The organism is Lysobacter yangpyeongensis, from assembly GCF_042655745.1.
GTDB classification, from domain to species: Bacteria; Pseudomonadota; Gammaproteobacteria; order Xanthomonadales; family Xanthomonadaceae; genus Agrilutibacter; species Agrilutibacter yangpyeongensis.
On record NZ_JBHSNM010000001.1, the window covers coordinates 1,008,601 to 1,033,255 of the forward strand.

The following is a 24,655-nucleotide window of genomic DNA, read 5'->3' on the forward strand; positions in this document are numbered from 1 at the left end:
AGCGGACAGGGTGCGTCATGACAGCAGGGTTCTTCGACTTCGACGTCGTCATCGTGGGCGCGAGCTTCGCAGGCGCGGCCACCGCGCTCGCCGCGGCGCAGCGCGGCCTGCGCGTGTGCGTGCTCGAACGCAAGCGCGATGCCGGCGACAAGCTGCGCACCACCGGCATCATCGTGAAGGAAGCCGCCGAGCAGACCCTGCTCAACCAGCTGCCCGCGCACCTCACGCGCCGCATCGAACAGGTGCGCCTGTACGCGCCGAGCCTGCGGCAAGTGGCGCTGGCCGCACCGGGCTACTACTTCCTCACCACCGACACGCCCGGCGTGATGCGCTGGCTTGCGGAGCAACTGCGCACGCACGGCGTCGACCTGCGCCTGGGCACCGCATTCACCCACTGTGAGCGCATCGACGGCGGCTGGAGCGTGGAGGGCGTCGGTCGCACGCGTTACCTCATCGGTGCCGACGGCGCGCGTTCGCGCGTCGCCGAGCGCTGCGGCCTCGGCCAGGTCCGGCAGTTCCTCTACGGCATCGAATACGAATTCCCCGGTGCACGCCTCACCGCCGACGAGGCCCTGCACTGTTTCATCAGCAAGCGTTACGCACCCGGTTACATCGGCTGGATCGCGCAGAGTCCGACCGGCATCCAGGCGGGCCTGGCATTACGGCATGATCCGGCGCATGCGCGGGTGCCGGACATCGACGGCTTCCTCCTGCGCGTCGGCGTGGCCGGCGGATTGCCGCGCCACCTGAAGCCCGGGCATACGCGTGCGGGGCTGATTCCGTGCAGCGGACCGATGCATGCCATGGCGGCCGATCGCGTGATCCTCACCGGCGACGCCGCCGGCATCGTCTCGCCGGTGACCGCCGGCGGCATCCATTCGGCCTGGGAACACGGCTGGACCGTCGGCCGCGCCATCGCCGCACACCTGCGCGACGGCGGCCCGCCACCCGAACGCATCGCCGTCGAAGCCGCACCGCGCTTCCGCACCAAGCGCGCGTTGCGCTGGGCCTACGACCGGCTGCAGTTCGACTGGCCGTTCGACCTGCTGCTGTATTCGCCGCCGATGCGCTGGGCGGCGGAGCAGGTGTATTTCCACAAGCGGCGGTGTTGAGCTCTCCACTGCAGCAGAGCTTCCCTTCTCCCCGCGAGTGGGGAGAAGGTCGAAGCGGGCTATAGCCCGCTGAGGGCAGCGCGGATGAGGGGCGCGCGCCGCTGGCACGCACCAACAAGCAACATCAAATCCGTGGCGCAGCCTCGCGCACGCGAGACAACTCACCAGTGCACATCACTTCCGGGCGGCCCGTGCCTCCCTTCCACCACGCTTCGCATGCGCGCGACTCTGCGCAAACTCCGGAAACACCTCCGCCAGCGGCATCTCATCCGGCAGGATGTAGAACACCCCGCCCCGTTCGAACGTCGGACTCATGATCTGCTCGTAAAACTCGGGCGAGACGTTGATGCAGCCATGGGAGATGCGGTTGTCGTCGGGCGTAGGCGATGCGAGGCGTTCGGCGCGCCGCTCGGCCGGGACACCCGTAGCGGTGGGGTGGATGGAAACCGCGGAGTCGTAGTCCACCCACAGCACGCGCCCGGCATCGATCGACGGACCGAAACCACCCACGAAGCGACCGGCAGGCGTCGTGCGATCCCGGCCCGGAATCTCGCGAAGCGCAAGACCGGCGATGCCGGGGGCGACGTGATCGCCAACCGCCGAGCCAAAGAGCGCAGGCGCCGCGCCGCGAAGCCGACCGTCACCGCCGAACACCAGGATCTGTGCGGCGGCCTTGTCCATGATCGCGAAGGGGTAGCCTTCGCTGTCCCTGCTTGCGACCACCCAACCCGCGAGTTCGATCACCGTGGGCGACACTTCCTGGCCTGGCGGAAGTTCATCGACGGCAGCCACTGGTTGCGCGGCGGGCTCTCCCGCGTGGGCCACGCCGAAGCTCGCGAACGCGATCGCCAACACCAGCGCCTTGGGAGTGATCCGGATCGCGGAATACTTGCACGTGCAGATGGGATGAATCCTCGAACAAAAAATGGGTGAAGAAAGGAGACCGGCAGTCAGCGAAGGCCACCGGGCCCCAAGCCGTTCCTCACGACCATGCAAAGCGACTAGCCGCGCGGCTTGCGACTCGGTGCAGTTTCCAGCTGCTGGACGCGACCTTCCAGTTGATCCAGGCGCTGGTTGGCCTGCTGCGCCGACTGATTGGCGGACTCGGCGCTCTGCGCCGCGTTCTGCACTTTCATGTCGAGCTGATCGAGGCGCGAGTTGACTCTTGCAAAGTCGTCATCGTAAGTGGCGCAACTGGCCAGACCCAGGGCGGCAACGACCGCCATGAGCGTACGCGCCTTCGTCAGATGTTGCTTGGTCGGAAACATGCCAATCCTCCTTCATCTTCGGTCTCATGACCGCGCCCACTAGCTGACGTGGGAAGACGTAAATAGGTTGTGAAATTGCGGGCACTCGTGTGAGTTTCGACTCGAATCCGCAAACCCGTGCACAAAAAGAGCCCACAGCTCTTGATCGGACGCTCACAACCTGATCGGCACACACCGCCCCGATCAGGTGAGCAGTCGACCTCCCCAAGATAGCGCTCTCGCGCAGACCGTGAACTTCACAGACCTGATGCGGGTTTCGCCCACGAGAGGTAGGCACCTCCATCGCCTGGCATGCCTGGGCCCGCAAGGCGGATTTCACCCGCCGCACACCTCGTCGCCATGCCCTCAGAGGATCTGGAAGCTGTCCCCATCCAGCATCGCCGGGAACCGCTCGCGGTGCTCCAGCAGCGGCGCGGCCTGCAGCAGCATCGTCGACACCACTTCCTCGTCCGCGGCCTCGGTCAGCGGATGGCCGAGGAAATCCACGATCGCGCTGTCGCCCGAATAATGCAGCCCATTGCCATCGGTGCCGACGCGGTTGACGCCGGCGACGTAGCACAGGTTCTCGATCGCACGCGCGCGCAGCAGCGTCTTCCACGGATAGCTGCGGGCCGACGGCCAGTTGGCGACGTAGATCAGGAGGTCGTAGTCGAGCCCGCCTTCGCGCTCGACGTTGAAGCGGTTGCGCGAATACACCGGGAAGCGCAGGTCGTAGCAGACCAGCGGGCAGATCCGCCAGCCCTTCCACTCCACGGTCAGGCGCTCGCGGCCGGCGGCGTAGCGCTCGTGTTCCTTCGCGTAGCGGAACAGGTGGCGCTTGTCGTAGCTGCGCACCTCGCCGTCGGGCGTGACGAACAGCATGCGGTTGTACACGCCCTGCCCGTCGCGGATCTGCACGCTGCCGCAGATCGCCGCATCGACGCTGTCGGCCTGGCGGCGCAGCCAGTCGATCGTCGGGCCCTCCATCGTTTCGGCATCGGCGATGGCGTCGTTGCTGAAGCCGCTGGTGAAGGTCTCGGGCAGGATCACCAGGTCGGTGGTGTTGTGCAGGGGTTCGATCAGACCCGCGTAGTAATCGCGGTTGCCCGCCGGATCGTGCCAGCGGGTTTCGCCCTGGATCAGGGAGACACGGAGGTTTTTCATGGGCGCCACTTTACCGCCGGGCGGTGGAGGCGTCATGTGATGCGCGAAGTGGGCGCAACGCCGTTTCGCACCAAGGGTGGGCTAGAGCCCACCCTACGCATGACGATGCCGGTGACGTGGGGCCTACTCGTGCGCCAATGCGTAATCGATCGCGGCGCACACCGCGGCAACCTGCGCAGCGTTGCATTGCTCGGGCGTGGCGCGCGGACTGTCGGGATAGACCTCGGTGGTGGTCTTGTAACGCGCGCTGGTGACGCCTGCGCACAGACCGAGCTGGCGCAGCGGGTATTCGATGACGCCGGGGGCGACCACGGGCGAACCGATGATTTCGCCGTTGGCGTCGGCGGGCGCGATGTGGGTGACCTTGGCCACGGCCGCGATCACCGCCTGCTGGAAGGCAGGCTGCGGATTTTCGCTGTCGTCGACGAGGTAGAAACCGTCGGGGATCGAGTCCGGCTCGAACGGCTTGCCGTCGCGCGCGGCCAGGGCCGGCCGGAATTCGGATTCGTCGCTGTCGGTGGTCTCGTGCAGGTCGATGTGCACGAGCACGCGATCGCGCAAGGGTGCGACCAGGCGCAGCAGCGCCGCCGATTCTTCCGCGGGGCTGTTCTCGCGGAACGATCGGTTGGGATCGACCGCGTGCATGTTCCAGCGATGGATGCGTTCGTACGCCCAGGGACTGACGCAGGGCGCGATGAGCAGGTTGACGCGATCGGCATAGTCCGCCGCGCGCTGTTCGGCGAACTGCAGGGCGCCCTGCACGCCGCTGGTTTCGTAGCCGTGCACGCCGCCGGTCACCAGCACGGTCGGCAGCGCGTCGTTCCAGACGCGGCTGCGGAGCGCCAGCAGCGGATAGCGGTCGGCGCCGTATTCGAGCCGGCCGTACTCCACGACGTCGAAGCGCGCGCGCAGGCGCTCGATCGTATCGAGCACTTCGGACTGGTAGCTGCGGTGTCTGACCTGTCGCGACAACCATTCCGCCTTCTCCGCATCGCCCCAGGGGCGACCCGGCGTACCGATGGGATAAAAGGCGTCGTCGTTCATCGCGTTGCTCGTCGTCCGGGGTCAAGGGGATACGCACTCTAGCATCGGACCCTGCGATGCATGGCTACTTCCTGCTCACCGCGCGAATGCCGCGCACGAAGCCCTCGATCACGCTATCGCGGGCTTGCTACGGGATGCCTTCGTCGCGCCCCACATTCCGATGCCCGTCAGTGGACCGCGAGTGCCGGCGGCTACGGCGCCGGATCGGCACGCCGGGTGTCGGTGGCGATCCAGTTCACTTCCCAGCTCTTGCCGCCGTCGGCCGAGAAGGCCTGTTCGAAGCGGTAGGCGTCGGTTCCGACCGGATCGATCAGGAAGCGCACCAGGATCGCGCGCCCCTTGAAGGTGTCCTGCGCGTAGAACTCGCCATGGCCGCCACGGAATTCGCCCACCATGGGCACGGTGAGCAGGCCGTCGGCGATGTTGGCGAAGTTGAGCGTCCACTGACGCGCCTCGACGTTGTACAGGCGCAGCGACAGCCCCTCGATCCGACCGGCGGGTCCTTCGACCTCGAGTTCCACCAGGTTGGCGCGGCCATCCAGCACTTTCCGCACGACCGTCGTGCCTTCGTACTCCACCCATTCCGTGGAGCCGCTCAACGGGCTGCGCAAACGCCGCAGGTGCGTGTTCCAGGTGCCGAACTCGAAGTCGAAGTCGTGGCGCCCATCGTGGGCGGCGCCCGCTTTCGGCACGTTCGCGGTTTCAGTCGCGTCTGCTGCGATGGCGACGCCGCTCTGCAACAGAAGCGCTCCGGCCAATACGATCGCGCGCAAGAACATCGCGACACCTCCAGACGACGGAACCCCGGCCAGTGGAGGAGTTTAGGCAGCGCGTCCTTCGGACTCTTTGGAATGCTTGGCGCTTCGCACGCGACCGGCTGCCGGGCCAGTCGCCCGGTCTACGCAATTCCGACCGCTATTTTCCGACCTTCGACGGGAATTGCTTCGCGATGCCGGTTGTCAGCGTGTCCGCGAACATCAGCATGTGCTGGTGTCCGAGGTCGTAGGAATGGATGTCCGCTTCCCAGTCCTTGTTGAGGCGGGCGACCACTTCCCCGGTCGTGAGGTCCAGGTGCTTCTGCAATGCGGCTTCCAGTTCCGCGCGCGACCAGTTCGGGTTGGCGCCGCTCAGGAACGCGGCAATGTCCTTGCCGTTGGCGGACCACTCGGCCTGCCTCGTGCTCAGCGCGTCGCCGTCGCCGGTCTTCGCCGCGTCCACGACCTTGGTCGCGATCAGGATGTGATCGCGCAACAACCCGGCCAGTTTGTCGCCTGCCGCTTCGCCGTAATAGGGCTTGATGGCGGCGCCGATCGCATCCTGGTTGGCGAGCAGGCGCGCGGCGACGGCGTCCTTGTCCGGCAGATCGGCCAGGGCGCTGATGATGTAGTTGCGCGTGTAGGTGATGTGGTCCTCCCACAGCGTGCGCATGGCGACGCGCAGCTCGCCGACGCGTGGGGCGGCCGGCACGCCAGCTACGGCAGGACTCGCATCCGCCGCGAGCGTGGTGGCCGACGGCGTGACGAGGCCGGCGGCGCCGCAGGCAAATGCCAGCGCGAACGCCAGCACCGGTTTGGTTGAACGAAGGTGAGTGATCATCTGTCGGCCTCCTGTATGGGCCGCGGCCAGTAGACGTCACTCGGGGTGAAACAGTCGTCGGCGGCGTTTCGCGCCGGCATCGATAGCCCGAGTCAGCTGCCACTGTCGAGCTGCGCGAGCAATTCCTCCCGGCTGCGTTTACCCTGCCCGTCCCCCGAAGGATGGCTCGCCGTGTCGCACTACCAGGGTCCACTGCTTACCCGACCGCTTGCCGAAGCGTTGCTCGCCGCCCGCAACGATGGCGCGCAAACATGCATGAGTTCGTTCGATCTGGGCCGTTCGAGCGGCGAGGCGCGGCTGCACGCGGACGCATGGGAATGGCGGAACGCGCGCTATCCCTGGCCGGAAAAACTCAGGGACCGCACGATCTATTACTGGGACGGCGACGCGTTCGAACCGGTATCGCGTTATTCCGGCGCGCTGATCAAGCTGGTGCCTACCGAATGGGGCGCGCCCACTTTCGAGATCGACGGCATCAAGATGCTGCCCACGGCGAAGACTTCGCCCGTCGAGGACGCGCGTCGCAAGGTCGCGCTGGTGCAGCCGCAGGGCAAGCAGGTGCTGGATACCTGCGGCGGCCTGGGATATTTCGCCGCGTGTTGCCTTGAAGCGGGCGCGGCGCGCATCCGGTCGTTCGAGAAGAACGCCGACGTGCTGTGGCTGCGCACGCTCAACCCATGGTCGCCCGATCCCGACGCGAGCGGCGGTCGCCTGCAGCTCGCCCATGGCGACGTGTCCGAAGCGATCGCGGGAATTGCGTCCGCATCGGTGGATGCGCTGCTGCACGATCCGCCCCGCTTCGGCATCGCCGGCGAGCTGTATTCGCAGGTGTTCTACGACCAGCTCGCGCGCGTGCTGCGCAAGGGCGGCCGGATGTTCCACTACACCGGCAGTCCGAACACGCTCACCAGCGGACGCGACGTGCCGCGCGAAGTCGCGCGCCGGCTGGAAAAGGCCGGGCTGAAGGCGGAACTGGCGCTGGACGGTGTCTTCGCGATCCGGCGCTGATCACGACTGGGCGATTTGCCGGCGGAACACGACGACGCGGTCCGTCTGCGGCGCGACATCCGCGACCAGCCAGTCCTCCTGAGCGACGACCGGCGTGCACGGACCGAACGTGCAGATGCGGATGTCGCGGCACATCGCCTCGTGCCGCAGACGGTCGAGTACCTCGCGCAGGATCGTGCCCCGGAACGGCGTGTACAGATAGAACACCGTGCCGATGGCGAAATCCGCGTCGCGCGCGTCCTGCTGCAGGAAGGCCGCGTTGGCGAGTCCCAGGGCCGATGCCGCCTGTGTCGCGCAGGCCACGTACGCCGGTTCGAGTTCGATGCCGACCGCCCGGGTGCGCGTGCAGATCGCCGCGAGCAATGGCACATGGCCGAGGCCCGCGCCCAGGTCCACCAGTGCGTCGCCCTCCTCCAGTCCGCTGCGCGCGATCATCGCGAAAACGTGGCGTGCCGGCGTGGGCTGGTAGAAAACCATCTCCGCGCCGAGTTCGCGTGTGGGCAGCGTGGGCTCGGGGAGCTGCAGGACGCCGGCGACGAGCTCGTCGAGATGGTCGTAGTCCTGGCCGTACGCCTGCAGCACGTCCACATCCGTAAAGCGCTCGAGGACGCGTCCGCCATCGTGGTCGGCGCGGATGTCCTCGCGGATGCGGCGATACAGCGCCGCGTTGAGTGCCTCCAGCTGCGCGCAGGCGTCCTGCATGCGACGCGCGAGTTCCGTATCGGCGCGATCGATCAGCGGGAGATACGCATCGAGGCGATCCAGGGCCTCGATCCGCTCGCGGAAGCGTTCGGCCGCGGCGAGCGCGGCGTCGCCTTCGATCGCCTCCAGCAGCATACGCAGTTCATTCATCCGGCCATTCTGCCAGCGGGTGCGCCGACGCTGCTCACAGGCCGGCGAACGAACACGGATGACCGCGACGCCCGGATGATGCGGCGCGTCATGCCCTTTCGTGCAATGGCCGCGACCGAAAAGCGGGACCAGCATCGCCCCGATCGTTCTTCGTTCTGGTCGAACTGACACCCGGGAGGGGCAGCCATGTTCCGCAGCACGCTCAAAGGGGTACCGGCTTTACTGGCAACGATCGCTTCGGCCGCTTTCGCTCTCGCGCTGCCGGCGCTGGGCGCGGTCTTCCTGCTGCTGCCGGGCGACGCGCACGCGCTCACTTGCGGCAGCAACAACGGCTTCACGTGCACGGGCACGGCGACGCAGTACGCCGGCGGCTTCAATCCCGGCGTGGGCAGCGGCGGATTCGGCGGCGGCAACTGCACGGCCACGCGCACGCCTGTCGTGTTCATCCCCGGAAACGGCGACAGCGCGATCAGCTTCGACATGCCGCCGGGCAGCGTGGGCGGCGGCTATACCACGCCCACGGCTTCGGTGTACGACGAACTCAAGGCCCGCGGCTACAACGATTGCGAACTGTTCGGCATCACCTACCTCGATGCCGACGAGCGGGCCACGCCGCAGTTCAACTACCACGAGCCGACGAAGTACCAGATCCTCAAGACCTTCATCGACAAGGTGAAGGCGTATACCGGGCGCAGCCAGGTGGACATCGTGGCGCACTCGATGGGTTCGAGCATGGCGATGGCCATGCTGCGCTATTACGGCTACCAGGGCAGCGTGCGCCGCTTCGTCAACATCGGCGGCGGCCTGCGCGGACTCAACACCTGCTACGCCACCGGCTACCAGTCGCCGTACGCGCCCACCTGCAATGCCGAGGCCTACGTGTGGCCGTACGACTACTACACGTTCGGCTTCTACCCGAGCACCGGGGTCGTCTACTACGGCTACAATCGCTGGACCGGCAGCGGCAGCAACAGCCTGCGGGCGATGCCGGCGCTGTTTTCCACCATCAGCTTCTACACGATCACCGCCGGCCTGTACGACCAGGTCCACTGCTTCACCACCAGCTACGTCGGCGGCTGCAGCAGCGGCGCGCTCTTCAACGGTGGCAGCAACGTGAAGGCGCAGGTCGACATCGGCTTCGGCAGCAGTGCCTACGGCTACGACTGGGACTGGTCGGACGGCAGTCCGTACAACCAGGGCGGCGGCGACACCAGCAGCGGCGTGGGACACTTCCGCTCCAAGAGCAACGCCGGCCGCATCGTCTACAACATGCTCGCGACCACCTGCACCACCGGCTGCGCCAATGGCTATGCGGGCGTGAACGGGCCGGCGGTCAATCGCTGACTTCGTCGTGCGAATCCGGAGCGCTCCAATGGGCGCTCCGGTTCGCCATCTGCGGATTACTTCGCCGCGAGCGCTTCCACCTGGATGCGCAGGCCGACGTCCATCGAGAAGCCCCAATCCTTGCCGGCGACGATGCCGAACTGAGAGCGGTCGATCGTCGCGTAGGCATCGGCGCCGCACCAGTCGCGCTTGAACATCGGATGTTGCATGCACTTGAACGACTTGAGATCGAGCGTGACCGGCCGGGTCACGCCGCGCAGGGTCAGTTCGCCCACGACTTTCGTGGGCTTGCCGTCGACGAAGCCGTCGAGCCTGCCCTTGTAGGTCGCCTTGGGATGACGGGCGGTGTCGAAGAATTCCGGCTTCGGCATTTCCTTGTTGAGCGCGTCCAGGCCGAAATCGATGCTGTCCATGTCGATCTCGACCGCCAGCGTGCCCGTGCCGGCTTCCCTGTCCAGGCTCACCGTGCCCGTGGTGCGGTTGAACTTGCCGCGCCACACCGACATGCCCATGTGGTCGGCCTCGAAGCTCGGAAAGGTGTGATCGGGATCGATCTCGTAGTTCACCGGCGCGGCCAGGGCCGGCAGTGCGGCGAAGAGGGCAAAGGCGGCGGCGGCATGGCGGATCAGGGACATGGCGGTTCTCCGATGGTGGTGGCGAGAGCCGCGATCGGCGGCCTCTTGCACAAGCGACGAATGGGGGTGCGCCGGATCGACAATCGCGAGAAATACATTGCGGGTGCCACGGGCCGCGACCGCCCGTCAGGCGAAGCGGCCCGGTGGCATCGATACGACGGCACAGCGCGCGCGCCGGTCGCGGCCCGTGTTCACCGGTCGCCGAAGCAACGTGACGGCCCGGCTTCAGGGCTCCGCATCGACCAGCCGATACGTCGTGCTCGTTTCGTCGTACGGCCACCCAGGCGTGACGGCAAACGCACGCACGCTCACGCGATGTTCGCCCGGTGCGAGGTTCGTCGGCAGCGTTCCGCGCCACAGATGCGGGGACGGCGCGGCCTCGGGCAGGCGGTCGTAGCCGCGCAGGTTGCCGGCTTCGTCGTCCCGCAGGTTCTCGGCGAGCACGCGCGGATCGGCCTGCTCGGTGCGCTGCATCGGCTTCCATTCGCCTTCGTCGATGCGGTACTCGACGCGCGTTTCGCTGCGCCCCATGAACACGTTCGCGTAGACGCCGTTGCCGGGCCACGCGCCGTGGCGCAGCACGCGCGGGGCGTGCAGGGCAATCTGCGCATCGACATCGCGCGCCGGATGCCACGCCAGCGCGTAGCCGCGATCCGGCGCGACATGCAGCGTCGCGAAACCGTTGGGCGTGCCGTCGGCCATCGTGGCGTCCGGGATGCCATCGGCGTCCTTCACGCCGGACCAGAACGAACCGCATGCCGCGCCCACGTTGTACTCATGCAGTGGCTTCGCGCCGTGCCAGCCGGTCGAGGCGTCGTGGAAGACATGGCGTTGGGCATGGCTGTGGCCACTGAGCAGCAGCACGTGCGGGAAGTCGCGCAGCAACGCGAACAGCCGTTCGCGATCGGCATGGCGGAACGTCTCGCGGCCGGGCGCCGCGTCGAAGAACGGAATGTGCACGCCGATGACCAGCAGGCGATCGCGCGGCACCGTCGGCAGGTACTGCTCGAGGAAGGCGAACTGGTCCGCGCGCAATCCGCCGATGTAGGCCGGCGTCGTTCCCGGGCGATACACCACGTCGTCCAGGCCGATGAAGACGGCCTCCGCTTCCTCCCACGCGAACGTGTCCGGCCCGTAGCTGTTGCGGAACGTCAGCAGCGAGTCCTCGTCGCGCGTCGCGTCGAAGTCCAGGTCGTGGTTGCCGGCGACATGCAGCCACGGCACACCCATGCGCGCGGTGGCGCGGTTCAGGGCCGGATACAGCGAAAGATCGTCGTGGGCGATGTCCCCCAGGCTGATGCCCAGCGCGGCCTGCTGCAACGGCGTGCCGAGCACGGAGTCGACGATGTCGCGTTCGTAGTAGCCGACATCGACCGAAGATTTGACCTGGGGATCGGTGAAGACCAGCACGTCGAGTCCGTCGGTGCGCGTCCGGGCATCGGGCACGAGCGCGAAGTCGCGGCATTGCGGCGCCTGCACCGGGATGCCGCCGTACTTCAGCGCCGGTCCTTCTCCGATGCGCGTGTTGCGCCAGAAGTCCGGGAGCCCGTCGCCGCGCGCGCGGAAGCGGAAGCCCGCCGGCTTGATCACGAACAGCGTCTCCCCCTCGACCAGCGCAGCGGTGTAGGCACCGTCTGCTCCGGTCACGAGCAACTGCGCGCCGTCATGCAGCCGGATGCCGGGCAGTCCGCGTTCGCCCGGATTCCGCATCCCGTCGCCGTTGCGGTCCTCGAACACGACGCCGCTGCAGGATTCCGGCGGCGCGGCAAAAGCCGGCGTGGTGAGCAGCAGCAGGAATGAAGCGATCAATGCACGCATGGGAGTCTCCGCGGGTCGCGGGGATTATCCGATGCCGCGATGGCCGTGCAACGAGGCGATGGACCAATGCCGTCTTCCGGCAAGGCGCCGCGCCAGCGCGAGCTCAGCGATGGCGCTCCTGCAGCACCGCGAGCGCATCGGCCAGCGACAGGCCACGCGCCCGCAGCAACACCAGCAGGTGGTACAGCAGGTCGGCCGCCTCGCCCGCCAGTTCCGCATCGCCCTGGGCGACGGCGGCCAGCGCGGTTTCGACGCCCTCCTCGCCCACCTTCTGCGCGATCCGGCGCACGCCGCCCTCGAACAGGCGCGTGGTGTAGCTGTCGGCCGGTCGCTCGCGTTCGCGCGTCGCGACCAGCGCGTCGAGTTCGGCGAGGAAGCCGCCCGGCGCCTGCGGGAAGCAGCTCACTCGCTGCAGGTGGCAGGTCGGGCCCTGCGGACGCGCGAGCACCAGCAGCGTGTCGCCATCGCAATCGGCTTCGATGGACACCAGCTGGAGAACGTGGCCGGACTGCTCGCCCTTGGTCCATAGTCGCTGCCGACTGCGGCTGAAGAAGGTGACCTTGCCCTCGGCCAGCGTCGTATCCAGGGCGGCCCGGTCCATGTAGCCCAGCATCAGCACGCGCAGCGTGGTCGCATCCTGGACGATGGCCGGCAACAGGCCGTCCTGCTTCTCCCAGGCGAGCGCATCGACCTGCAGCAGGCGGGTGGTACTAGGCTGCATCGCGAACCTCGATGCCCTGCCCACGCAGGACGCGCTTGAGTTCCGGAATGGCCACGGCGCCCGAATGGAAAATCGACGCGGCCAGCGCACCGTCCACATCGGCCTGCGCGAAGACCTCGACGAAATGCGCGGCGGTGCCCGCTCCGCCCGAAGCGACCAGCGGCACGCGGCAGACGGCGCGCACCGCGCGCAGCTGGTCGATGTCGTAGCCGTTGCGCACGCCGTCGCTTCCCATGCAGTTGAGCACGATCTCGCCGGCGCCGCGTCGCTGTGCTTCGACCACCCAATCCAGCGTGCGCAGGGGAACCGCGCGCATGCGATCGGGATCGCCGGTGTACTGGCGCACGCGCCATTCGCCGTCCGCGTCGCGCAGGCTGTCGATGCCGACGACGACGCACTGCTCGCCGAAGACCTCGGCCAGTTCCGTGATGAGCTGAGGCCGCTCCAGCGCAGGCGTGTTGATCGACACCTTGTCGGCGCCCGCATGCAGCAGCACGCGTGCGTCCTCGACGCTGCGGACGCCGCCAGCGACGCAGAACGGAATGTCGATGGCGCGGGCGACGCGCTCCACCCAGGCGCTATCGGCGCGACGTCCTTCCGGGCTGGCCGTGATGTCGTAGAACACCAGCTCGTCTGCGCCTGAGTCGCGATAATGCAGGGCCAGCGCGAGGATGTCGCCCATGTCGACGTGGTCGCGGAAGCGAATGCCTTTCACGACGCGACCGTCGCGCACGTCCAGGCAGGGAATGATGCGACGGCTCAGCATGCGCAGGCTCCGCGCACGGCCTGCGCCAGGTCGAAGCGGCCTTCGAGCAGGGCCTTGCCCAGCACCGCGCCGGCGCAACCGGCGGCGCGCGCGGCGTCGATGTCGTCGATGTCACGTATGCCACCGGAGGCTTGCACGCGCAGGTTCGGCGCCAAGGTCGCGATGTCGCGATAGAGCGCCAGATTGGGGCCCGCCAGCATCCCGTCACGGGCGATGTCGGTGCACAGGAAGTGGCGCAATCCGGCTGCGGCGTAGCGGCGCAGAAGCGTTTCGAGCCCGCTGGCGCTGCGTTGCGTCCAGCCTTCCGTTGGCAACTGCCATTGGCCGTCCGCGCGGCGCGTGTCGAGGGCGACCGTGATGCGCTCGGCGCCGAAGCGCTCCAGCCAGGCCAGCACCGTGTCGGGTTCGCGTACGGCCAGCGAGCCCACGACCACGCGCGTCGCGCCCCCATCGAGGATGCGCCGGACATCGTCCGCACTGCGCACGCCACCGCCGGTCTGCACGCGCAGCGCGGTGTGTGCTGCGATCTGAGCCAGCAGCGGCGCCAGCGTGTAACCGCCCTCCCGTGCCGCGTCGAGATCGACCAGATGCAGCCACGTCGCGCCGGCTTCGGCATAACGCTGCGCCAATGCCAGCGGAGCATCGGCGTACTGCGTCTCCGTGGCGTAGTCGCCCTGGCGCAGTCGCACCACGCGGCCTGCGCGCATGTCGATCGCCGGATACAACGCGAAGCCGCTCACGCCAGCCGCTCCGACAGGAAGTTCTCCAGCAGGCGCGCGCCCGCCGAGGCCGAGCGTTCCGGATGGAACTGCGCGCCCCAACAGCGTCCGCGCCGCACCACCGCGCTGAATTCCTCGCCGTGGGTCGTCGTCGCCAGCGTGTCCTCGCCGACCGGTGCGGCGTAGCTGTGCACGAAGTACGCGTGCGCGCCGCTTTCCAGCCCCGCCAGCAGCGCATCGTCGCGACGCGACTGCAGCCGGTTCCAGCCCATGTGCGGCACGCGCACGCCTTCGCCCGCCGACAAGCGGCGCACGCGTCCGGGCATCAGGCCGAGGCACTGCGTGTCGTTTTCCTCGGAGGACTCGAACAGCAACTGCATGCCCAGGCAGATCCCCAGGAGCGGCTGCGTCAGTTCGCGCACGACATCGACCAGTCCGAGCGCACGCAACCGCGCCATCCCTGCGCCGGCCGCGCCGACGCCGGGGAGAATCACGCGATCGGCGCGGCGGATGGCCTCGACATCAGCGGTGAGCCGGGCATCGACGCCCAGGCGTTCGAGCGCGTAGCACACCGAGCCGATGTTCGCCCCGCCCGCATCGATGAGCGCCACTTCCATCAGGACGCCTCCATCACAGCACGCCCTTGGTGCTCGGCAGCGCAACGCCATCGCGACGCACCGCGTCGCGCAACGCACGCGCCACGACCTTGAAACAGGCCTCGACCTTGTGGTGGTCGTTGTCGCCGTCGACCTTCAGATGCAGGTTCAGGCCCGCCGCTTCGCACAGCGAGCGGAAGAAGTGCGGGACCAGTTCGGTCGGAAGTTCGCCGACCCGTTCGCGACGGAAGCTGCCGTCGAAAACGAAGTACGGGCGTCCGGAAAAATCCAGCGCCGCGCTCGCCAGCGTTTCATCCATCGGCAGCGTGAATCCGTACCGCCCGATGCCACGCTTGTCGCCGAGCGCTTCCCGCAGCGCCTGGCCCAGCGCGAGCCCGCTGTCCTCGACCGTGTGGTGTTCGTCGACGTGCAGGTCGCCCTCGCACTGCAACGCCAGGCCGAAGCCGCCGTGCTTGCCGAGCTGTTCGAGCATGTGGTCGAAGAAGCCCAGGCCGGTGGCGACGACGGGCTCGCCGTGCGCATCGAGATCGACGCGGACGACGACGCGCGTTTCCTTCGTGTCGCGACGCACCTCCGCGGTACGCGGCGAGGTGAGCAGCTCGCGCGCGATGCCGGCCCAATCCCATTCGCCGCCGAACTGTGCGGTCTTCAGCTGGAACGCGCGTATGCCCAGGTTGCAGGCGAACTGCACGTCGGTATCGCGATCGCCAACCATCGCCGAGCGCGCCCAGTCGATGCCGCGATCGCGCAGGTAGGGCTGCACCAGTCCGAGACCCGGCTTGCGGGTGGGCGCGTTGTCGGCGGGAAAGCTGGTGTCGATCAGGATGTCGCGGAACACGATGCCCTGGCTTTCGAACACCTGCAGCATCAGCCCGTGCGGGCCGTCGAAATCCGCGCGTGGAAAGGCGTCGGTGCCCAGGCCGTCCTGGTTGGTGACCATCACGAATGCATAGCCGGCATCGCGCAGGCGCAGCATCGCGGGAATCACGCCCGGCACGAAGCGCAGCTTGTCGAAGCGATCGACCTGGAAACCGGCCGGCTCCTCGATCAGCGTGCCGTCGCGATCGACGAACAGGATCGCGCTCATGCCGCCGCTCCGCAGCGCGCGGACAACGCAGTCAGCGCCGCCAGCACGCGGTCGTTCTGTTCCGGCGTGCCGATGCTGATGCGCAAGGCATCGCCGAGCCCGGGCTGCGCGCGCAGGTCGCGGACGACGATGCCGGCGGCGAGCAGCGCCGCGAATGCGCTCTCGGCATCGACGCAGCGGATCAGGACGAAGTTGGCGTGCGAGGGCAGCACGCGCTTCACCGTGGGCAGTTTCGTCAACGCATCCTGCAGGCGCGAACGCTCGCCGATGGTTCGGGCGATGCGATCCTTCGTGCGGGCGCGTGCGGGTGGCGCCAAGGCCTCCATCGCGGCTTCGACGCACGGCGCGGGCAAGGGATATGGCGCCTGGCAGCGGCGCAGCACCGCGATCAGTTTCGCATCGGCGATCACCGCACCGATCCGCGCCGCCGCCAGCGCGTGCGCCTTGGACAGGGTGCGCAGCACGGCGATGTTCGGCAGCGATGCGAGCAGCGTCGTTGCCGAAGGCGCGTCGGCGAATTCGATGTAGGCCTCGTCGACCACGACTGCCGCGCGGCCCGCCAGTCGTCGGGCCAGGCTGGCGATGGCTTCCAGTGGCAACAGGTTGCCGCCGGGGTTGCCGGGCGAACACAGGAACACGATCCTGGCGTCCGCCCGCTCCGCCGCGTCTGCCACCGCATCGAAGTCGCAACTGAAGCCGCCATCGTCCTCGCGCAGCGGAACGTCGATGACGCGCGTGCCATGCAACCGCGCGCAGACCGCGTACATCCCGAAGGTCGGTGTCGTGATGATCACCGTGTCCAGGCCAGGGCGGCACAGCGCGCGCAGCAACAGGTCGATGCCCTCGTCGCTGCCGCGGCCGGCCAGCAGCTGCGATGGCTGGCATCCGTACAGGTCGGCGAGTGTTTCGCGCAGGCGCGCGGGCTGCGGATCGGGATAGCGGCGCAACAGCGCATCGGCATCCGCGGGATTGGGCCATGGCGATTCGTTGGCGTTGAGCCACACCGTGCCCTGCAGCGTGTCGCTGCGCGCCGAGCGGTAACCGGCGAAATCGCGCAGGTCCGGGCGGACCAGATCGAGCACGTTCATGCCGCAAGCGCCTCCAGGCGACACTGCACGGCCAACCGGTGCGCATCGAGTCCTTCCGCGCTCGCCAGTTCGACTGCGCACGGGCCGATGCCCGCAATGCCTTCGCGCGCCACTTCCTGCACCGTGATCGCGGTCTGGAAGCTCGACACGCCCAGGCCGCTGCACCAGCGCGCGGCGCCACTCGTCGGCAGCACGTGATTGGTGCCGCTGCAGTAATCGCCGAGCGCTTCCGGCGCCCAGTCGCCGACGAACACCGATCCGGCACTGCGCACGCGCGGCAACCAGGCGCGGGCATCGCGCAGCGCGAGGATGAGGTGTTCGGGGGCATACGCGTTGCTGATCGCGAAGGCCTGTTCCAGCGAATCGGCGCGGATCGCGAGCGACGCGGTCAATGCGGCCCTGGCGACGTTTCCGCGCGGCAGGGTTTCCAGCTGACGCCACATCGCATCCGCCACGGCATCGAGCATCGCGGCGTCGTCGCTGATCAACACGACCTGCGAATCCGGTCCGTGTTCGGCCTGCGACAGCAGGTCCGCGGCCACGAATGCCGGAGTGGCGCCGGCGTCGGCGATCACCAGCACTTCGGACGGCCCGGCGGGCATGTCGATGCCGGCGCCGCCGTCCATCATCGCGACCTGGCGCTTGGCTTCGGTCACGTAGGCATTGCCCGGCCCGAACAGCTTGTCGCAGCGCGGCACCGAGGCCGTGCCGAACGCCATCGCCGCGATCGCCTGCGCGCCGCCCAGCTTGAACACGCGCGCGATGCCGCTGCGCTGCGCCGCGAACAGGACCGCAGGATCCGCCGTGCCATCGCGACGCGGCGGCGTGCACAGTACGATGTCGTCGCAGCCGGCGAGCATGGCGGGAATGCCCAGCATCAGCGCGGTAGACGGCAGCGGCGCGGAACCGGCCGGCACGTACAGGCCGACGCGCGGAATCGGCCGCAGGATGCGGCCGCAGCGCACGCCTTCGGCCGTGTCGATGCTGAATTCGCGCGCCATGCCGGCAGCGTGGAAGGCGCGGATGCGAACCGCCGCTTCGTCGATCGCGGCGCGCAGCGAAGGGGCCAGGCCCGCTTCGGCCGCGGCGAATTCCGCGCGCGAAACCGCGAAGTCGTCGAGTTCCACCGCATCGAAGCGGCGCGTGCAGTCGCGCAGCGCACGATCGCCGTCCTGCCGCACGGCTTCGAGCACGAGCGCCACGGCCGCGCGGGTTTCCGGCGCGGTCGCCTGCGACGGCCGTTGCAGCAGGCGGGCGCGCTCATCCGCGCCGATCGCATTCCAGATCACGCGCCTCATGCGAGCAGCCCCTCGACCGGCAACACCATCAATCCGCGCGCGCCGGCACGCTTGAGTTCCTCCAGCCGCTGCCAGGTGAGCGCGCCGTGGCACAGCGCCTGCAACGCCAGCCGCTCGGCGCCGTCGATCCGCATCACCGTCGGCTCCTCCGCATCCGGCAGCAACGGCAACAGCGTGGGCAGCAATTCGCGCGAGGCCTGGAACATCAGCAGCTTGCTGCGTCGGATGCGCAACGCGCCGTCGAGGCGACGCAGCAGCAACTCCATGAGTTCGGCGCGCACGTCGTCGAAGTCGACCGCGGGGCCGGCGAGCACGGCCTCGCTGTCGAGCAGCGTCTGCACGGGCTTGAGCTGGTTGGCGGCGAGCGTCGCGCCGCTGGACACCAGGTCGCAGATCGCATCGGCCTGCCCCAGGCGCGGGGCGATCTCGACCGATCCGGAGAGCAGCACGACCTGCGCCGCGATGCCCTGCCCCTGCAGCCATTGCGACAGCAGTTGCGGGTAACTCGTGGCGATGCGCGTCCCCGCCAGCTGCGACGGCTCGCGCCACTGCCAGGCATCGGGCACGGCGATGGCCAGGCGGCAGCCACCGAAGCCGAGCGGGCGCAGTTCGCGGAAACGCGGCCCGTCGGTGTCAGCGCGGCCCGCCAGATCCTGCTCGGCGAGGACGTTGCGACCGACGATGCCCAGGTCGCAGACGCCATCGGCGATCAGGCCCGGGATATCGTCGTCGCGCACCAGCAGCAGGTCGATCGGCAGGCTTTCGCCGTAGCAGAACAGGCGGTCGCGGCTCTCGCGCCAGCTCAGGCCGCACGAAGCCAGCAGTGCGCGCGCCGGTTCGGCCAGGCGGCCGGACTTCTGGATCGCGATGCGCAGGCGGTCACGCCCGGGCGCGGGCGTCACGGGATTCAGCTTCGCCATATCAGCGCGACCCGCGGCGCTTGAGCGCGGCCGCATAACCGCCAGCGCCGCGCTCCAGCGTGCGCGCGACCCGGCCGATGGTCGTGACGCTGACCAGGGTCCGGTCGTGGATCTCGCGGTACGGCACGCCCTCGGCCACCAGCGGCACGACCTTCCAGCGATCGCTCATCGCCTCCAGCTCCGCCGGTGTGCACAGATCTTCGAGGAAGGCACGCATCTGCGCGACCGAATTCAGGCGCACCAGAACGGCGGCGAGCTCGTCGAGGTCGTCTCCGGCGTGTTCGGCATCGGCAGGTCGGCGTTTCACGGTAGTCGGATCTCTTAATGTATTAATGCGCTAATACGTTAGCAGTCGCGGGCGAAGGGCGTCAACCGGCGGTGCAGGCGGCCGGCCCGTGCCCGGCCGGCCTCCCCGGCTGAAGTACACTCGCCGGACGCAGCCGCGCGGCGGCTGCCGAGGGGCTCGAATGGGGATCGCGCGATCGCTGCCTGGAATCTGCCTCGGCTGGCTGTTGTTGCTGGCGGCCCTTCCGGCGTGGGCGAGCGAGATGGTCGTGCTGACCGACGCGACGCCCCGGGTCGCCCTCACCCCCTACGTCCTCTACTACCACGACGCCGCGGCCCGCGATTCGCTGCAGGACGCGGCGCACAAGCTCGCGAACAACCGCTTCGCGCGCCTGCCCGACGAAAGCGCGGCGTTCGGATTCCAGAGCGGCGCCTACTGGTTTTCCGTGCGTCTGCTCAATCGCTCGCTGCACGAACGACGCTGGCTGCTCATCCAGCAGTACGCGCTCAGCGACCACATCGACGTCTACGCGCACTTCGCCGATGGCCGGATCGAACACTGGCAGGGCGGCGATGCCATGCCGTTCGCGCAAGGACGCAGCATCCGTTACCGCCATCCCAACTTCCGCATCGAACTGCCGCGCGACCAGCCGGTCGACGTCTTCGTGCGCGTGCAGAGCCAGAGCTCGATGCAGGTGCCACTGACGCTGTACACGCAGTCGGCCTTCACCGAGATGTCGCGCGACGCGCAGCTGGGGATGGGTGTCTATTACGGCATCCTGCTGGCGCTGTTCTTCTACAACATGGTGCTGTGGCTGACGCTGCGCGATGCCAGCTATTTCTGGTATCTGCTGCACATCAGCGCGTTCGGACTGGTGCTGTTCACGCTCAACGGCCTGGGCTTCGAATATCTCTGGCCGAGGTCGACGTGGCTGGCGGACAAATCAGTGCCGCTGTCGATCTGCCTGTCGCAAATCGGCATGCAGCAGTTCACCCGAACCTTCCTCGGGTTGAACGAACGCTGGCGGATGGGCGATCGCATCAGCCTGGGCATCATCGCGTTCTACCTGATTCTCGGATTTGCATCGGCGCGCCTGCCTTACCATGTCTCCACGCCGATCGCCTCGGCGTCGGTGTTCCTGAGCATCACCTGGGTCGCGACGCTCGGCCTGGTCATCACGCGCAGGGGCTACAAGCCGGCGGTGATCTTCCTGCTGGCGTGGGCGATGTTCCTGCTCGGCACCGGCATGTTCGCCGCGGTCGCCTTCGGACTGATGCCCAAGGTCTTCTTCACGGAGTACGGCAAGGAAATCGGCTCGGCGATGGAAATGCTGCTGCTGTCGATCGGCCTGGGCTACCGCTATTCGGCGCTGCGCAGCGAGAACGAGCGCATCATCCGCGAGTCCCGTGACCAGCTCGAGCAGAAGGTCGCGCAACGCACCTCGGAACTGAGCAATGCGTTGAACCAGCTGGCCGATGCCCATGCGCGCCTGCGCGAATCCAGCCAGCGCGACAGCCTGACCGGACTGCACAATCGGACCTATTTCCACGAAGGTTTCGAGAGCCTTCTGTCGCAGGCGCGCAGCGGCCGCAGCCTGTCGCTGCTGATGATCGACCTCGACCACTTCAAGCAGATCAACGACCGGCACGGCCACCTGATCGGCGACCAGTGCCTGCGCTGGGCCGCCGGCGTGATCGGGCAGACATTGCGCCAGCACAACGCGTTGCTGGCGCGCTTCGGCGGCGAGGAGTTCGTGGTCGCCCTGCCGGGCATGGATCTGGAAGCGGCTGCGCACGTGGCCGAGGAACTGCGCATGCGGTTGCGGGCCGAGCCGTTCCGCCACCAGGGCATCACCATTGCGGTGACCGCGAGTTTCGGCGTCCACGCCGTGGATACGCGCATGAAGGGCGGCGCCGAGGCCGTCCTGCAGGTCGCCGACGACGCGCTGTACCGCGCCAAGGCCGACGGCCGCGACTGTGTGCGGACGTCGGCGGTGATGGCGGCCTGAGCCGCCCTGCCCTGCGCTGACTCAGCCGCGCGCAGCGGCGAGCACGATGCCGTCGCGGACCAGCCGGACCGCGGTCGCCACTTCGCCATCGAGCGCGCGGTCGCGCGCCAGGAACGGCAGCTGCTCGCGGATCGCCGCATGGGCGCGCGCCACTGCCTTGCCCGGATGGAAGGCCTCGGCCTGCGCGAGTTCCGCACGCAGTCCTTCGACTTCGGCGAGGAAACCGCTGCGATCCGCCGAATCCGGCGTCGGTGCGCCCGCCACCTTCGCGGCGAGGCCTTCGGCATCGGTGCGCGCCGCCAGTGCGCGCGCGGCGTTGATCATGTCGCGACGCAGGTCCAGCGCCTGCGCGGCGGTGTAGAGCTCGAGCGCCAGCACTTTGCCCAGGTCCTCGGCCATGGCCAGCACGTGGCGTGCCTCGTTGGCGCCCATCGACACGTGGTCCTCGGCGTTGGCGCTGGTCGGAATCGAGTACACCGACGCCGGCATGGCCCGGCTGGCCAGGTCGTTGACGATCGCCGCCGCCGTGTATTGCACGATCATGAAGCCCGACTCGGTGCCGTCCTCGTTGCCGATCAGGAATCCCGGCAGGCCGTCGTTCGTCGCGCTGTCCACGAGCTTGTTGAGGCGGCGTTCGGAAATGCTCGCCAGCACCGGGATTGCGGCCTTCACGTAGCTCATCGCCAGCGCGAGCGGCATGCCGTGGAAGTGGCCGGCGGAGATCACCTGCTGTTCGACGTGCTCGGCCTTCGCGTCCGGGAACACGATCGGATTGTCGGTCAGTGCATTGAGCTCGATGTCGAGCACGCGCGCCGCTTGCGCCAGCGCATCGCGCACCGCGCCGTGCACCTGCGGAATGCAGCGCAGCGAATAGCTGTCCTGCGGCTGGTGCTTCTTGCCGCCGCGGAACGGGCGGAAACGCTGGTAGAACTTCTCGCGACCGTGACGCTGGGTGAACGGCACCCAGTCCCAGCCGATATCGAAGCGCAGTCGTTGCGCCTCGGCGGTGTCCCAGCTTTCCGGCTGCCAGGCGCGGAAACGCGGCACGAGGTGGTAGGCGATGTCGCTGAGGGTCGAACCTTCGAGCAGGCAGCGCAGGTTCGCGGCGGTTTCGACCTGGCCCGGATGCGGGCGCAGTGCGTGCACTTCTTCCGCGAAAGCGCCCAGGCGGCCGGCGAAGGCATCGATGGTCATGGCCGCGGCCAGATCCGCGGTCTCCACCAGCGCCTCGAGTTTGGCGAGCGCCAGCACGCCGGTGGCGAGCATCTGCGCGGTGCCGTTGTTGAGCGCGAGGCCTTCCTTGTACGACAGCTTCACGGGCGACAGTCCGGCGCGCGCCAATGCGTCGCCGCCAGGCAGGCGTTCGCCTCCGAAGAAGGCCTCGCCACCGCCCAGCAGCACGATCGCCAGGTGCGAAAGCGGCGCCAGGTCGCCGCTGGCGCCGACCGAGCCGAGTTGCGGCACCACCGGCACCACGCCCGCATTGAGCATCGCCGTGAGCGCCTGCAGGATTTCCACGCGGATGCCGGAGTGCCCGCGCATCAGCGTGTTGATGCGGATGCACAGCATCGCGCGCACGACTTCCGGCGCGAACGGTTCGCCGACGCACACGGCATGGGTAACGATCAGGTTGCGTTGCAGTTCCTCGTGCAGCGTTTCCTCGCTCGCTTCCGCGCCCGGCAGCCGGTCGCGCAGGCGGTGCCCGCCCAGCAGCTTGTCCGCGTTGCTGCCGAAGCCGGTGTTCACGCCATAGATCGGTTCTTCGCGGCGCGCCTGTTCGGCGAGGAAATCGGCAGCGAGCTGCACCGCCGGCAGTTGCGCGGGATCGAGTTCGACGGCCGCGCCGTGCGCGACCGCGACCAGCTGCGCCCGCGTCAGCGAGCGTCCATCGAGGCGGATCGGTTTCATGCGTGCTTGCCCTGCAATGCTTCGGCCTGCGCGAGTTCCACGCGCAGCGCGCCCACGAGTTCGTGACGGTTGATGGTGAACTGGTCCTCGCGACGCATGTCCTTCACCGTCACCGTGCCGTTGGCGATTTCGTCCTCGCCCAGCACGATCACGAAGCGGATGCCCGCGCGGTCGGCATACTTGAACTGCCGGCCCAGCTTGCCGGCCTCCATCACCACTTCGGTGTTGAATCCGGCGCGCCGCAGGTCGCTGGCGACGGAGAGGCAGTGCGGCAGGTGCGCGGCATCCATCTGCGTGACCAAGGCCTGCACGGTGCTGACCGAAGCGCCGGCCAGCAGACCGGCCTCGCGCAGCTGCCAGAACAGGCGCGTCAATCCGATCGAAATGCCCACACCCGGCAGCTTCGACTTGGTGTAGTGGCTGGCGAGGTTCTCGTAGCGGCCACCCGAGCAGATCGACCCGATCTGCGGGTAATCGTCGAGCGTGGTCTCGTAAACGGTGCCGGTGTAGTAGTCGAGACCGCGCGCGATCGAGAAGTTCAGTGCGTAGTTCGACTCGGGCACGCCAATCGCGCGCACCAGTTCAAGTACCTCGCGCAGTTCGGCGACGCCTTCGCGCAATGCCTCGTTGCCTTCACCCAGCGCATCCAGCTGCGCCAGAGCGTCGGCGTGCGAGGTCGAACGCACCTTCACGAACGCCATGATGCTGTCGATCGATTCGGCCGAAAGCCCGAACCCCTCGCCAGCCAGCGTCTCGCGGACATAGTCCTCGCCGCGCTTGTCGAGCTTGTCGACCTCGCGCAGCACCAGCGCCTGCAGCTCGCCATCGGCCACGCCCTGCGCCTCGAAGAAACCGCGCATGAGCTTGCGGTTGTTCATCTGGATGGTGAAGGCGCCGATATCCAGTTCGGAAAACACCGCGTGGATGACCGCCGGGATCTCCGCATCGAAGCGCACGCTCAGCGAATCCTTGCCGATCACGTCGATGTCGCACTGGTAGAACTCGCGGAAGCGGCCGCGCTGTGCGCGTTCGCCGCGATAGACGCGCTGCATCTGGTAGCGACGGAACGGGAAGGCGAGCTCGTGTTCGTGCTCGGCCACGTAGCGCGCCAGCGGTACGGTCAGGTCGAAACGCAGGGCGAGTTCCGGCAGGCCTTCCTGCCCGGCGTCGGCCGCCTTGCCCAAGGCACCGGTGGACTGCACGAAATACACCTGCCGCTCGGTCTCGCCGCCGGATTTGGTCAGCAGCACTTCGGACAGTTCCATGACCGGCGTTTCCACCGGGAGGAAGCCGAAGCGTTCGTAGTTGCGGCGGATCACATCCAGCATGCGCTGGAACGCGATCTGGTCAGGAGGCAGCAGTTCCATGACCCCGGGTGGGGTACGCGGCTTGATCAAGCGGTGCTCCGGTAGGTATC

At 68.1% G+C, this 24,655-nt stretch carries 24 protein-coding genes; 4 read left to right on the forward strand and 20 right to left on the reverse strand.

The window, feature by feature from the left end:
* Positions 1–17: 17 nt before the first annotated feature.
* Complete coding sequence (locus ACFPN1_RS04135; RefSeq protein ID WP_386753237.1) at positions 18–1,112, forward strand: NAD(P)/FAD-dependent oxidoreductase; 1,095 nt, start codon at positions 18–20, stop codon at positions 1,110–1,112.
* A 174-nt stretch (positions 1,113–1,286) separates the two neighbouring features.
* Here the strand turns inward: ACFPN1_RS04135 and ACFPN1_RS04140 are convergent, their stop codons facing one another.
* The 6 genes from ACFPN1_RS04140 to ACFPN1_RS04165 form a co-directional block, all read right to left on the reverse strand.
* The gene (locus tag ACFPN1_RS04140; RefSeq protein WP_386753239.1) at positions 1,287–1,964 is read right to left on the reverse strand and encodes a hypothetical protein; all 678 of its coding nucleotides are present in this window, start codon (positions 1,962–1,964) and stop codon (positions 1,287–1,289) included.
* Between the two features lie 149 nt (positions 1,965–2,113).
* Positions 2,114–2,380: a hypothetical protein gene (locus ACFPN1_RS04145; protein ID WP_386753240.1), complete on the reverse strand. Its 267-nt coding sequence runs from the start codon at positions 2,378–2,380 to the stop codon at positions 2,114–2,116.
* A 345-nt stretch (positions 2,381–2,725) separates the two neighbouring features.
* The gene (locus tag ACFPN1_RS04150) at positions 2,726–3,523 is read right to left on the reverse strand and encodes an amidohydrolase (protein WP_386753242.1); all 798 of its coding nucleotides are present in this window, start codon (positions 3,521–3,523) and stop codon (positions 2,726–2,728) included.
* A gap of 123 nt (positions 3,524–3,646) precedes the next feature.
* Positions 3,647–4,567: a M14 family metallopeptidase gene (locus ACFPN1_RS04155; RefSeq protein WP_386753244.1), complete on the reverse strand. Its 921-nt coding sequence runs from the start codon at positions 4,565–4,567 to the stop codon at positions 3,647–3,649.
* Between the two features lie 191 nt (positions 4,568–4,758).
* A complete protein-coding gene (locus ACFPN1_RS04160) occupies positions 4,759–5,346 on the reverse strand; it encodes a hypothetical protein (protein WP_386753245.1) in 588 nt (195 codons plus the stop codon).
* A gap of 136 nt (positions 5,347–5,482) precedes the next feature.
* On the reverse strand, positions 5,483–6,163 hold the full coding sequence (locus ACFPN1_RS04165) for a hypothetical protein (protein WP_386753246.1): 681 nt from the start codon (positions 6,161–6,163) through the stop codon (positions 5,483–5,485).
* A gap of 171 nt (positions 6,164–6,334) precedes the next feature.
* On the opposite strand from ACFPN1_RS04165, the gene ACFPN1_RS04170 reads away from it, so the two are divergent.
* Positions 6,335–7,171, forward strand: a complete 837-nt coding sequence (locus ACFPN1_RS04170; protein ID WP_386753248.1) for a class I SAM-dependent methyltransferase — start codon at positions 6,335–6,337, stop codon at positions 7,169–7,171.
* On the opposite strand, the gene ACFPN1_RS04175 is transcribed toward ACFPN1_RS04170, so the two are convergent.
* The gene (locus tag ACFPN1_RS04175) at positions 7,172–8,023 is read right to left on the reverse strand and encodes an SAM-dependent methyltransferase (RefSeq protein ID WP_386753250.1); all 852 of its coding nucleotides are present in this window, start codon (positions 8,021–8,023) and stop codon (positions 7,172–7,174) included.
* 186 nt (positions 8,024–8,209) lie between these two features.
* Between ACFPN1_RS04175 and phaZ7 the strand changes: the two genes are divergently transcribed.
* A complete protein-coding gene (gene phaZ7, locus ACFPN1_RS04180) occupies positions 8,210–9,367 on the forward strand; it encodes an extracellular native short-chain-length polyhydroxyalkanoate depolymerase PhaZ7 (RefSeq protein WP_386753252.1) in 1,158 nt (385 codons plus the stop codon).
* A 56-nt stretch (positions 9,368–9,423) separates the two neighbouring features.
* On the opposite strand, the gene ACFPN1_RS04185 is transcribed toward phaZ7, so the two are convergent.
* From ACFPN1_RS04185 to ACFPN1_RS04235, 11 genes are all read right to left on the reverse strand, one after another.
* Positions 9,424–10,002 carry a YceI family protein gene (locus tag ACFPN1_RS04185; RefSeq protein ID WP_386753254.1) on the reverse strand — a complete coding sequence of 193 codons (579 nt, stop codon included), beginning with the start codon at positions 10,000–10,002 and terminating at the stop codon, positions 9,424–9,426.
* 225 nt (positions 10,003–10,227) lie between these two features.
* Positions 10,228–11,820, reverse strand: a complete 1,593-nt coding sequence (locus ACFPN1_RS04190; protein WP_386753255.1) for a calcineurin-like phosphoesterase C-terminal domain-containing protein — start codon at positions 11,818–11,820, stop codon at positions 10,228–10,230.
* 103 nt (positions 11,821–11,923) lie between these two features.
* A complete protein-coding gene (gene hisIE / locus ACFPN1_RS04195) occupies positions 11,924–12,541 on the reverse strand; it encodes a bifunctional phosphoribosyl-AMP cyclohydrolase/phosphoribosyl-ATP diphosphatase HisIE (protein ID WP_386753256.1) in 618 nt (205 codons plus the stop codon).
* Positions 12,531–13,307, reverse strand: a complete 777-nt coding sequence (gene hisF, locus ACFPN1_RS04200) for an imidazole glycerol phosphate synthase subunit HisF (RefSeq protein ID WP_386753258.1) — start codon at positions 13,305–13,307, stop codon at positions 12,531–12,533. The genes hisIE and hisF overlap by 11 nt, the downstream gene beginning before the upstream one ends.
* Positions 13,301–14,047: a 1-(5-phosphoribosyl)-5-[(5-phosphoribosylamino)methylideneamino]imidazole-4-carboxamide isomerase gene (gene hisA / locus ACFPN1_RS04205; protein ID WP_386753259.1), complete on the reverse strand. Its 747-nt coding sequence runs from the start codon at positions 14,045–14,047 to the stop codon at positions 13,301–13,303. The genes hisF and hisA overlap by 7 nt, the downstream gene beginning before the upstream one ends.
* Positions 14,044–14,643 carry an imidazole glycerol phosphate synthase subunit HisH gene (hisH, locus tag ACFPN1_RS04210; RefSeq protein WP_386753261.1) on the reverse strand — a complete coding sequence of 200 codons (600 nt, stop codon included), beginning with the start codon at positions 14,641–14,643 and terminating at the stop codon, positions 14,044–14,046. The genes hisA and hisH overlap by 4 nt, the downstream gene beginning before the upstream one ends.
* A gap of 13 nt (positions 14,644–14,656) precedes the next feature.
* Positions 14,657–15,730, reverse strand: coding sequence for a bifunctional histidinol-phosphatase/imidazoleglycerol-phosphate dehydratase HisB (gene hisB / locus ACFPN1_RS04215; protein WP_386753263.1), 1,074 nt, complete (start codon positions 15,728–15,730; stop codon positions 14,657–14,659).
* Entirely contained in the window at positions 15,727–16,818 is a 1,092-nt protein-coding gene (hisC, locus tag ACFPN1_RS04220; RefSeq protein WP_386753264.1) for a histidinol-phosphate transaminase, read from the reverse strand. The genes hisB and hisC overlap by 4 nt, the downstream gene beginning before the upstream one ends.
* Positions 16,815–18,116 carry a histidinol dehydrogenase gene (gene hisD, locus ACFPN1_RS04225; RefSeq protein WP_386753266.1) on the reverse strand — a complete coding sequence of 434 codons (1,302 nt, stop codon included), beginning with the start codon at positions 18,114–18,116 and terminating at the stop codon, positions 16,815–16,817. Before hisD ends, hisC begins: the two co-directional genes overlap by 4 nt.
* On the reverse strand, positions 18,113–19,027 hold the full coding sequence (gene hisG / locus ACFPN1_RS04230; protein WP_386754031.1) for an ATP phosphoribosyltransferase: 915 nt from the start codon (positions 19,025–19,027) through the stop codon (positions 18,113–18,115). The genes hisD and hisG overlap by 4 nt, the downstream gene beginning before the upstream one ends.
* Positions 19,028–19,037: 10 nt before the next feature.
* Positions 19,038–19,343, reverse strand: coding sequence for a YerC/YecD family TrpR-related protein (locus ACFPN1_RS04235; protein ID WP_386753268.1), 306 nt, complete (start codon positions 19,341–19,343; stop codon positions 19,038–19,040).
* Between the two features lie 160 nt (positions 19,344–19,503).
* Here ACFPN1_RS04235 and ACFPN1_RS04240 point away from each other — a divergent pair, with 160 nt between their 5' ends.
* A complete protein-coding gene (locus ACFPN1_RS04240) occupies positions 19,504–21,330 on the forward strand; it encodes a sensor domain-containing diguanylate cyclase (RefSeq protein ID WP_386753270.1) in 1,827 nt (608 codons plus the stop codon).
* A gap of 21 nt (positions 21,331–21,351) precedes the next feature.
* Here ACFPN1_RS04240 and ACFPN1_RS04245 read toward each other — a convergent pair whose 3' ends face one another.
* Both ACFPN1_RS04245 and hisS read right to left on the reverse strand, forming a co-directional pair.
* Complete coding sequence (locus ACFPN1_RS04245; RefSeq protein ID WP_386753272.1) at positions 21,352–23,238, reverse strand: HAL/PAL/TAL family ammonia-lyase; 1,887 nt, start codon at positions 23,236–23,238, stop codon at positions 21,352–21,354.
* Positions 23,235–24,635, reverse strand: a complete 1,401-nt coding sequence (hisS, locus tag ACFPN1_RS04250) for a histidine--tRNA ligase (protein WP_386753274.1) — start codon at positions 24,633–24,635, stop codon at positions 23,235–23,237. The genes ACFPN1_RS04245 and hisS overlap by 4 nt, the downstream gene beginning before the upstream one ends.
* Positions 24,636–24,655 lie beyond the last annotated feature (20 nt).

Excerpts from the sequence above, each read along its gene's own strand:
- ACFPN1_RS04240 (WP_386753270.1), top strand. The coding sequence starts at position 19,504 with ATGGGGATCGCGCGATCGCTGCCTGGAATCTGCCTCGGCTGGCTGTTG.
- hisC (WP_386753264.1), bottom strand. The coding sequence starts at position 16,818 with ATGAACGTGCTCGATCTGGTCCGCCCGGACCTGCGCGATTTCGCCGGT.
- phaZ7 (WP_386753252.1), top strand. The coding sequence starts at position 8,210 with ATGTTCCGCAGCACGCTCAAAGGGGTACCGGCTTTACTGGCAACGATC.
- hisIE (WP_386753256.1), bottom strand. The coding sequence starts at position 12,541 with ATGCAGCCTAGTACCACCCGCCTGCTGCAGGTCGATGCGCTCGCCTGG.
- ACFPN1_RS04150 (WP_386753242.1), bottom strand. The coding sequence starts at position 3,523 with ATGAAAAACCTCCGTGTCTCCCTGATCCAGGGCGAAACCCGCTGGCAC.
- ACFPN1_RS04155 (WP_386753244.1), bottom strand. The coding sequence starts at position 4,567 with ATGAACGACGACGCCTTTTATCCCATCGGTACGCCGGGTCGCCCCTGG.
- hisH (WP_386753261.1), bottom strand. The coding sequence starts at position 14,643 with ATGGAAGTGGCGCTCATCGATGCGGGCGGGGCGAACATCGGCTCGGTG.
- ACFPN1_RS04185 (WP_386753254.1), bottom strand. The coding sequence starts at position 10,002 with ATGTCCCTGATCCGCCATGCCGCCGCCGCCTTTGCCCTCTTCGCCGCA.
- hisF (WP_386753258.1), bottom strand. The coding sequence starts at position 13,307 with ATGCTGAGCCGTCGCATCATTCCCTGCCTGGACGTGCGCGACGGTCGC.
- ACFPN1_RS04190 (WP_386753255.1), bottom strand. The coding sequence starts at position 11,820 with ATGCGTGCATTGATCGCTTCATTCCTGCTGCTGCTCACCACGCCGGCT.
- hisB (WP_386753263.1), bottom strand. The coding sequence starts at position 15,730 with ATGAGCGCGATCCTGTTCGTCGATCGCGACGGCACGCTGATCGAGGAG.
- ACFPN1_RS04245 (WP_386753272.1), bottom strand. The coding sequence starts at position 23,238 with ATGAAACCGATCCGCCTCGATGGACGCTCGCTGACGCGGGCGCAGCTG.
- hisD (WP_386753266.1), bottom strand. The coding sequence starts at position 18,116 with ATGAGGCGCGTGATCTGGAATGCGATCGGCGCGGATGAGCGCGCCCGC.
- ACFPN1_RS04145 (WP_386753240.1), bottom strand. The coding sequence starts at position 2,380 with ATGTTTCCGACCAAGCAACATCTGACGAAGGCGCGTACGCTCATGGCG.
- ACFPN1_RS04135 (WP_386753237.1), top strand. The coding sequence starts at position 18 with ATGACAGCAGGGTTCTTCGACTTCGACGTCGTCATCGTGGGCGCGAGC.
- ACFPN1_RS04165 (WP_386753246.1), bottom strand. The coding sequence starts at position 6,163 with ATGATCACTCACCTTCGTTCAACCAAACCGGTGCTGGCGTTCGCGCTG.
- ACFPN1_RS04160 (WP_386753245.1), bottom strand. The coding sequence starts at position 5,346 with ATGTTCTTGCGCGCGATCGTATTGGCCGGAGCGCTTCTGTTGCAGAGC.
- ACFPN1_RS04175 (WP_386753250.1), bottom strand. The coding sequence starts at position 8,023 with ATGAATGAACTGCGTATGCTGCTGGAGGCGATCGAAGGCGACGCCGCG.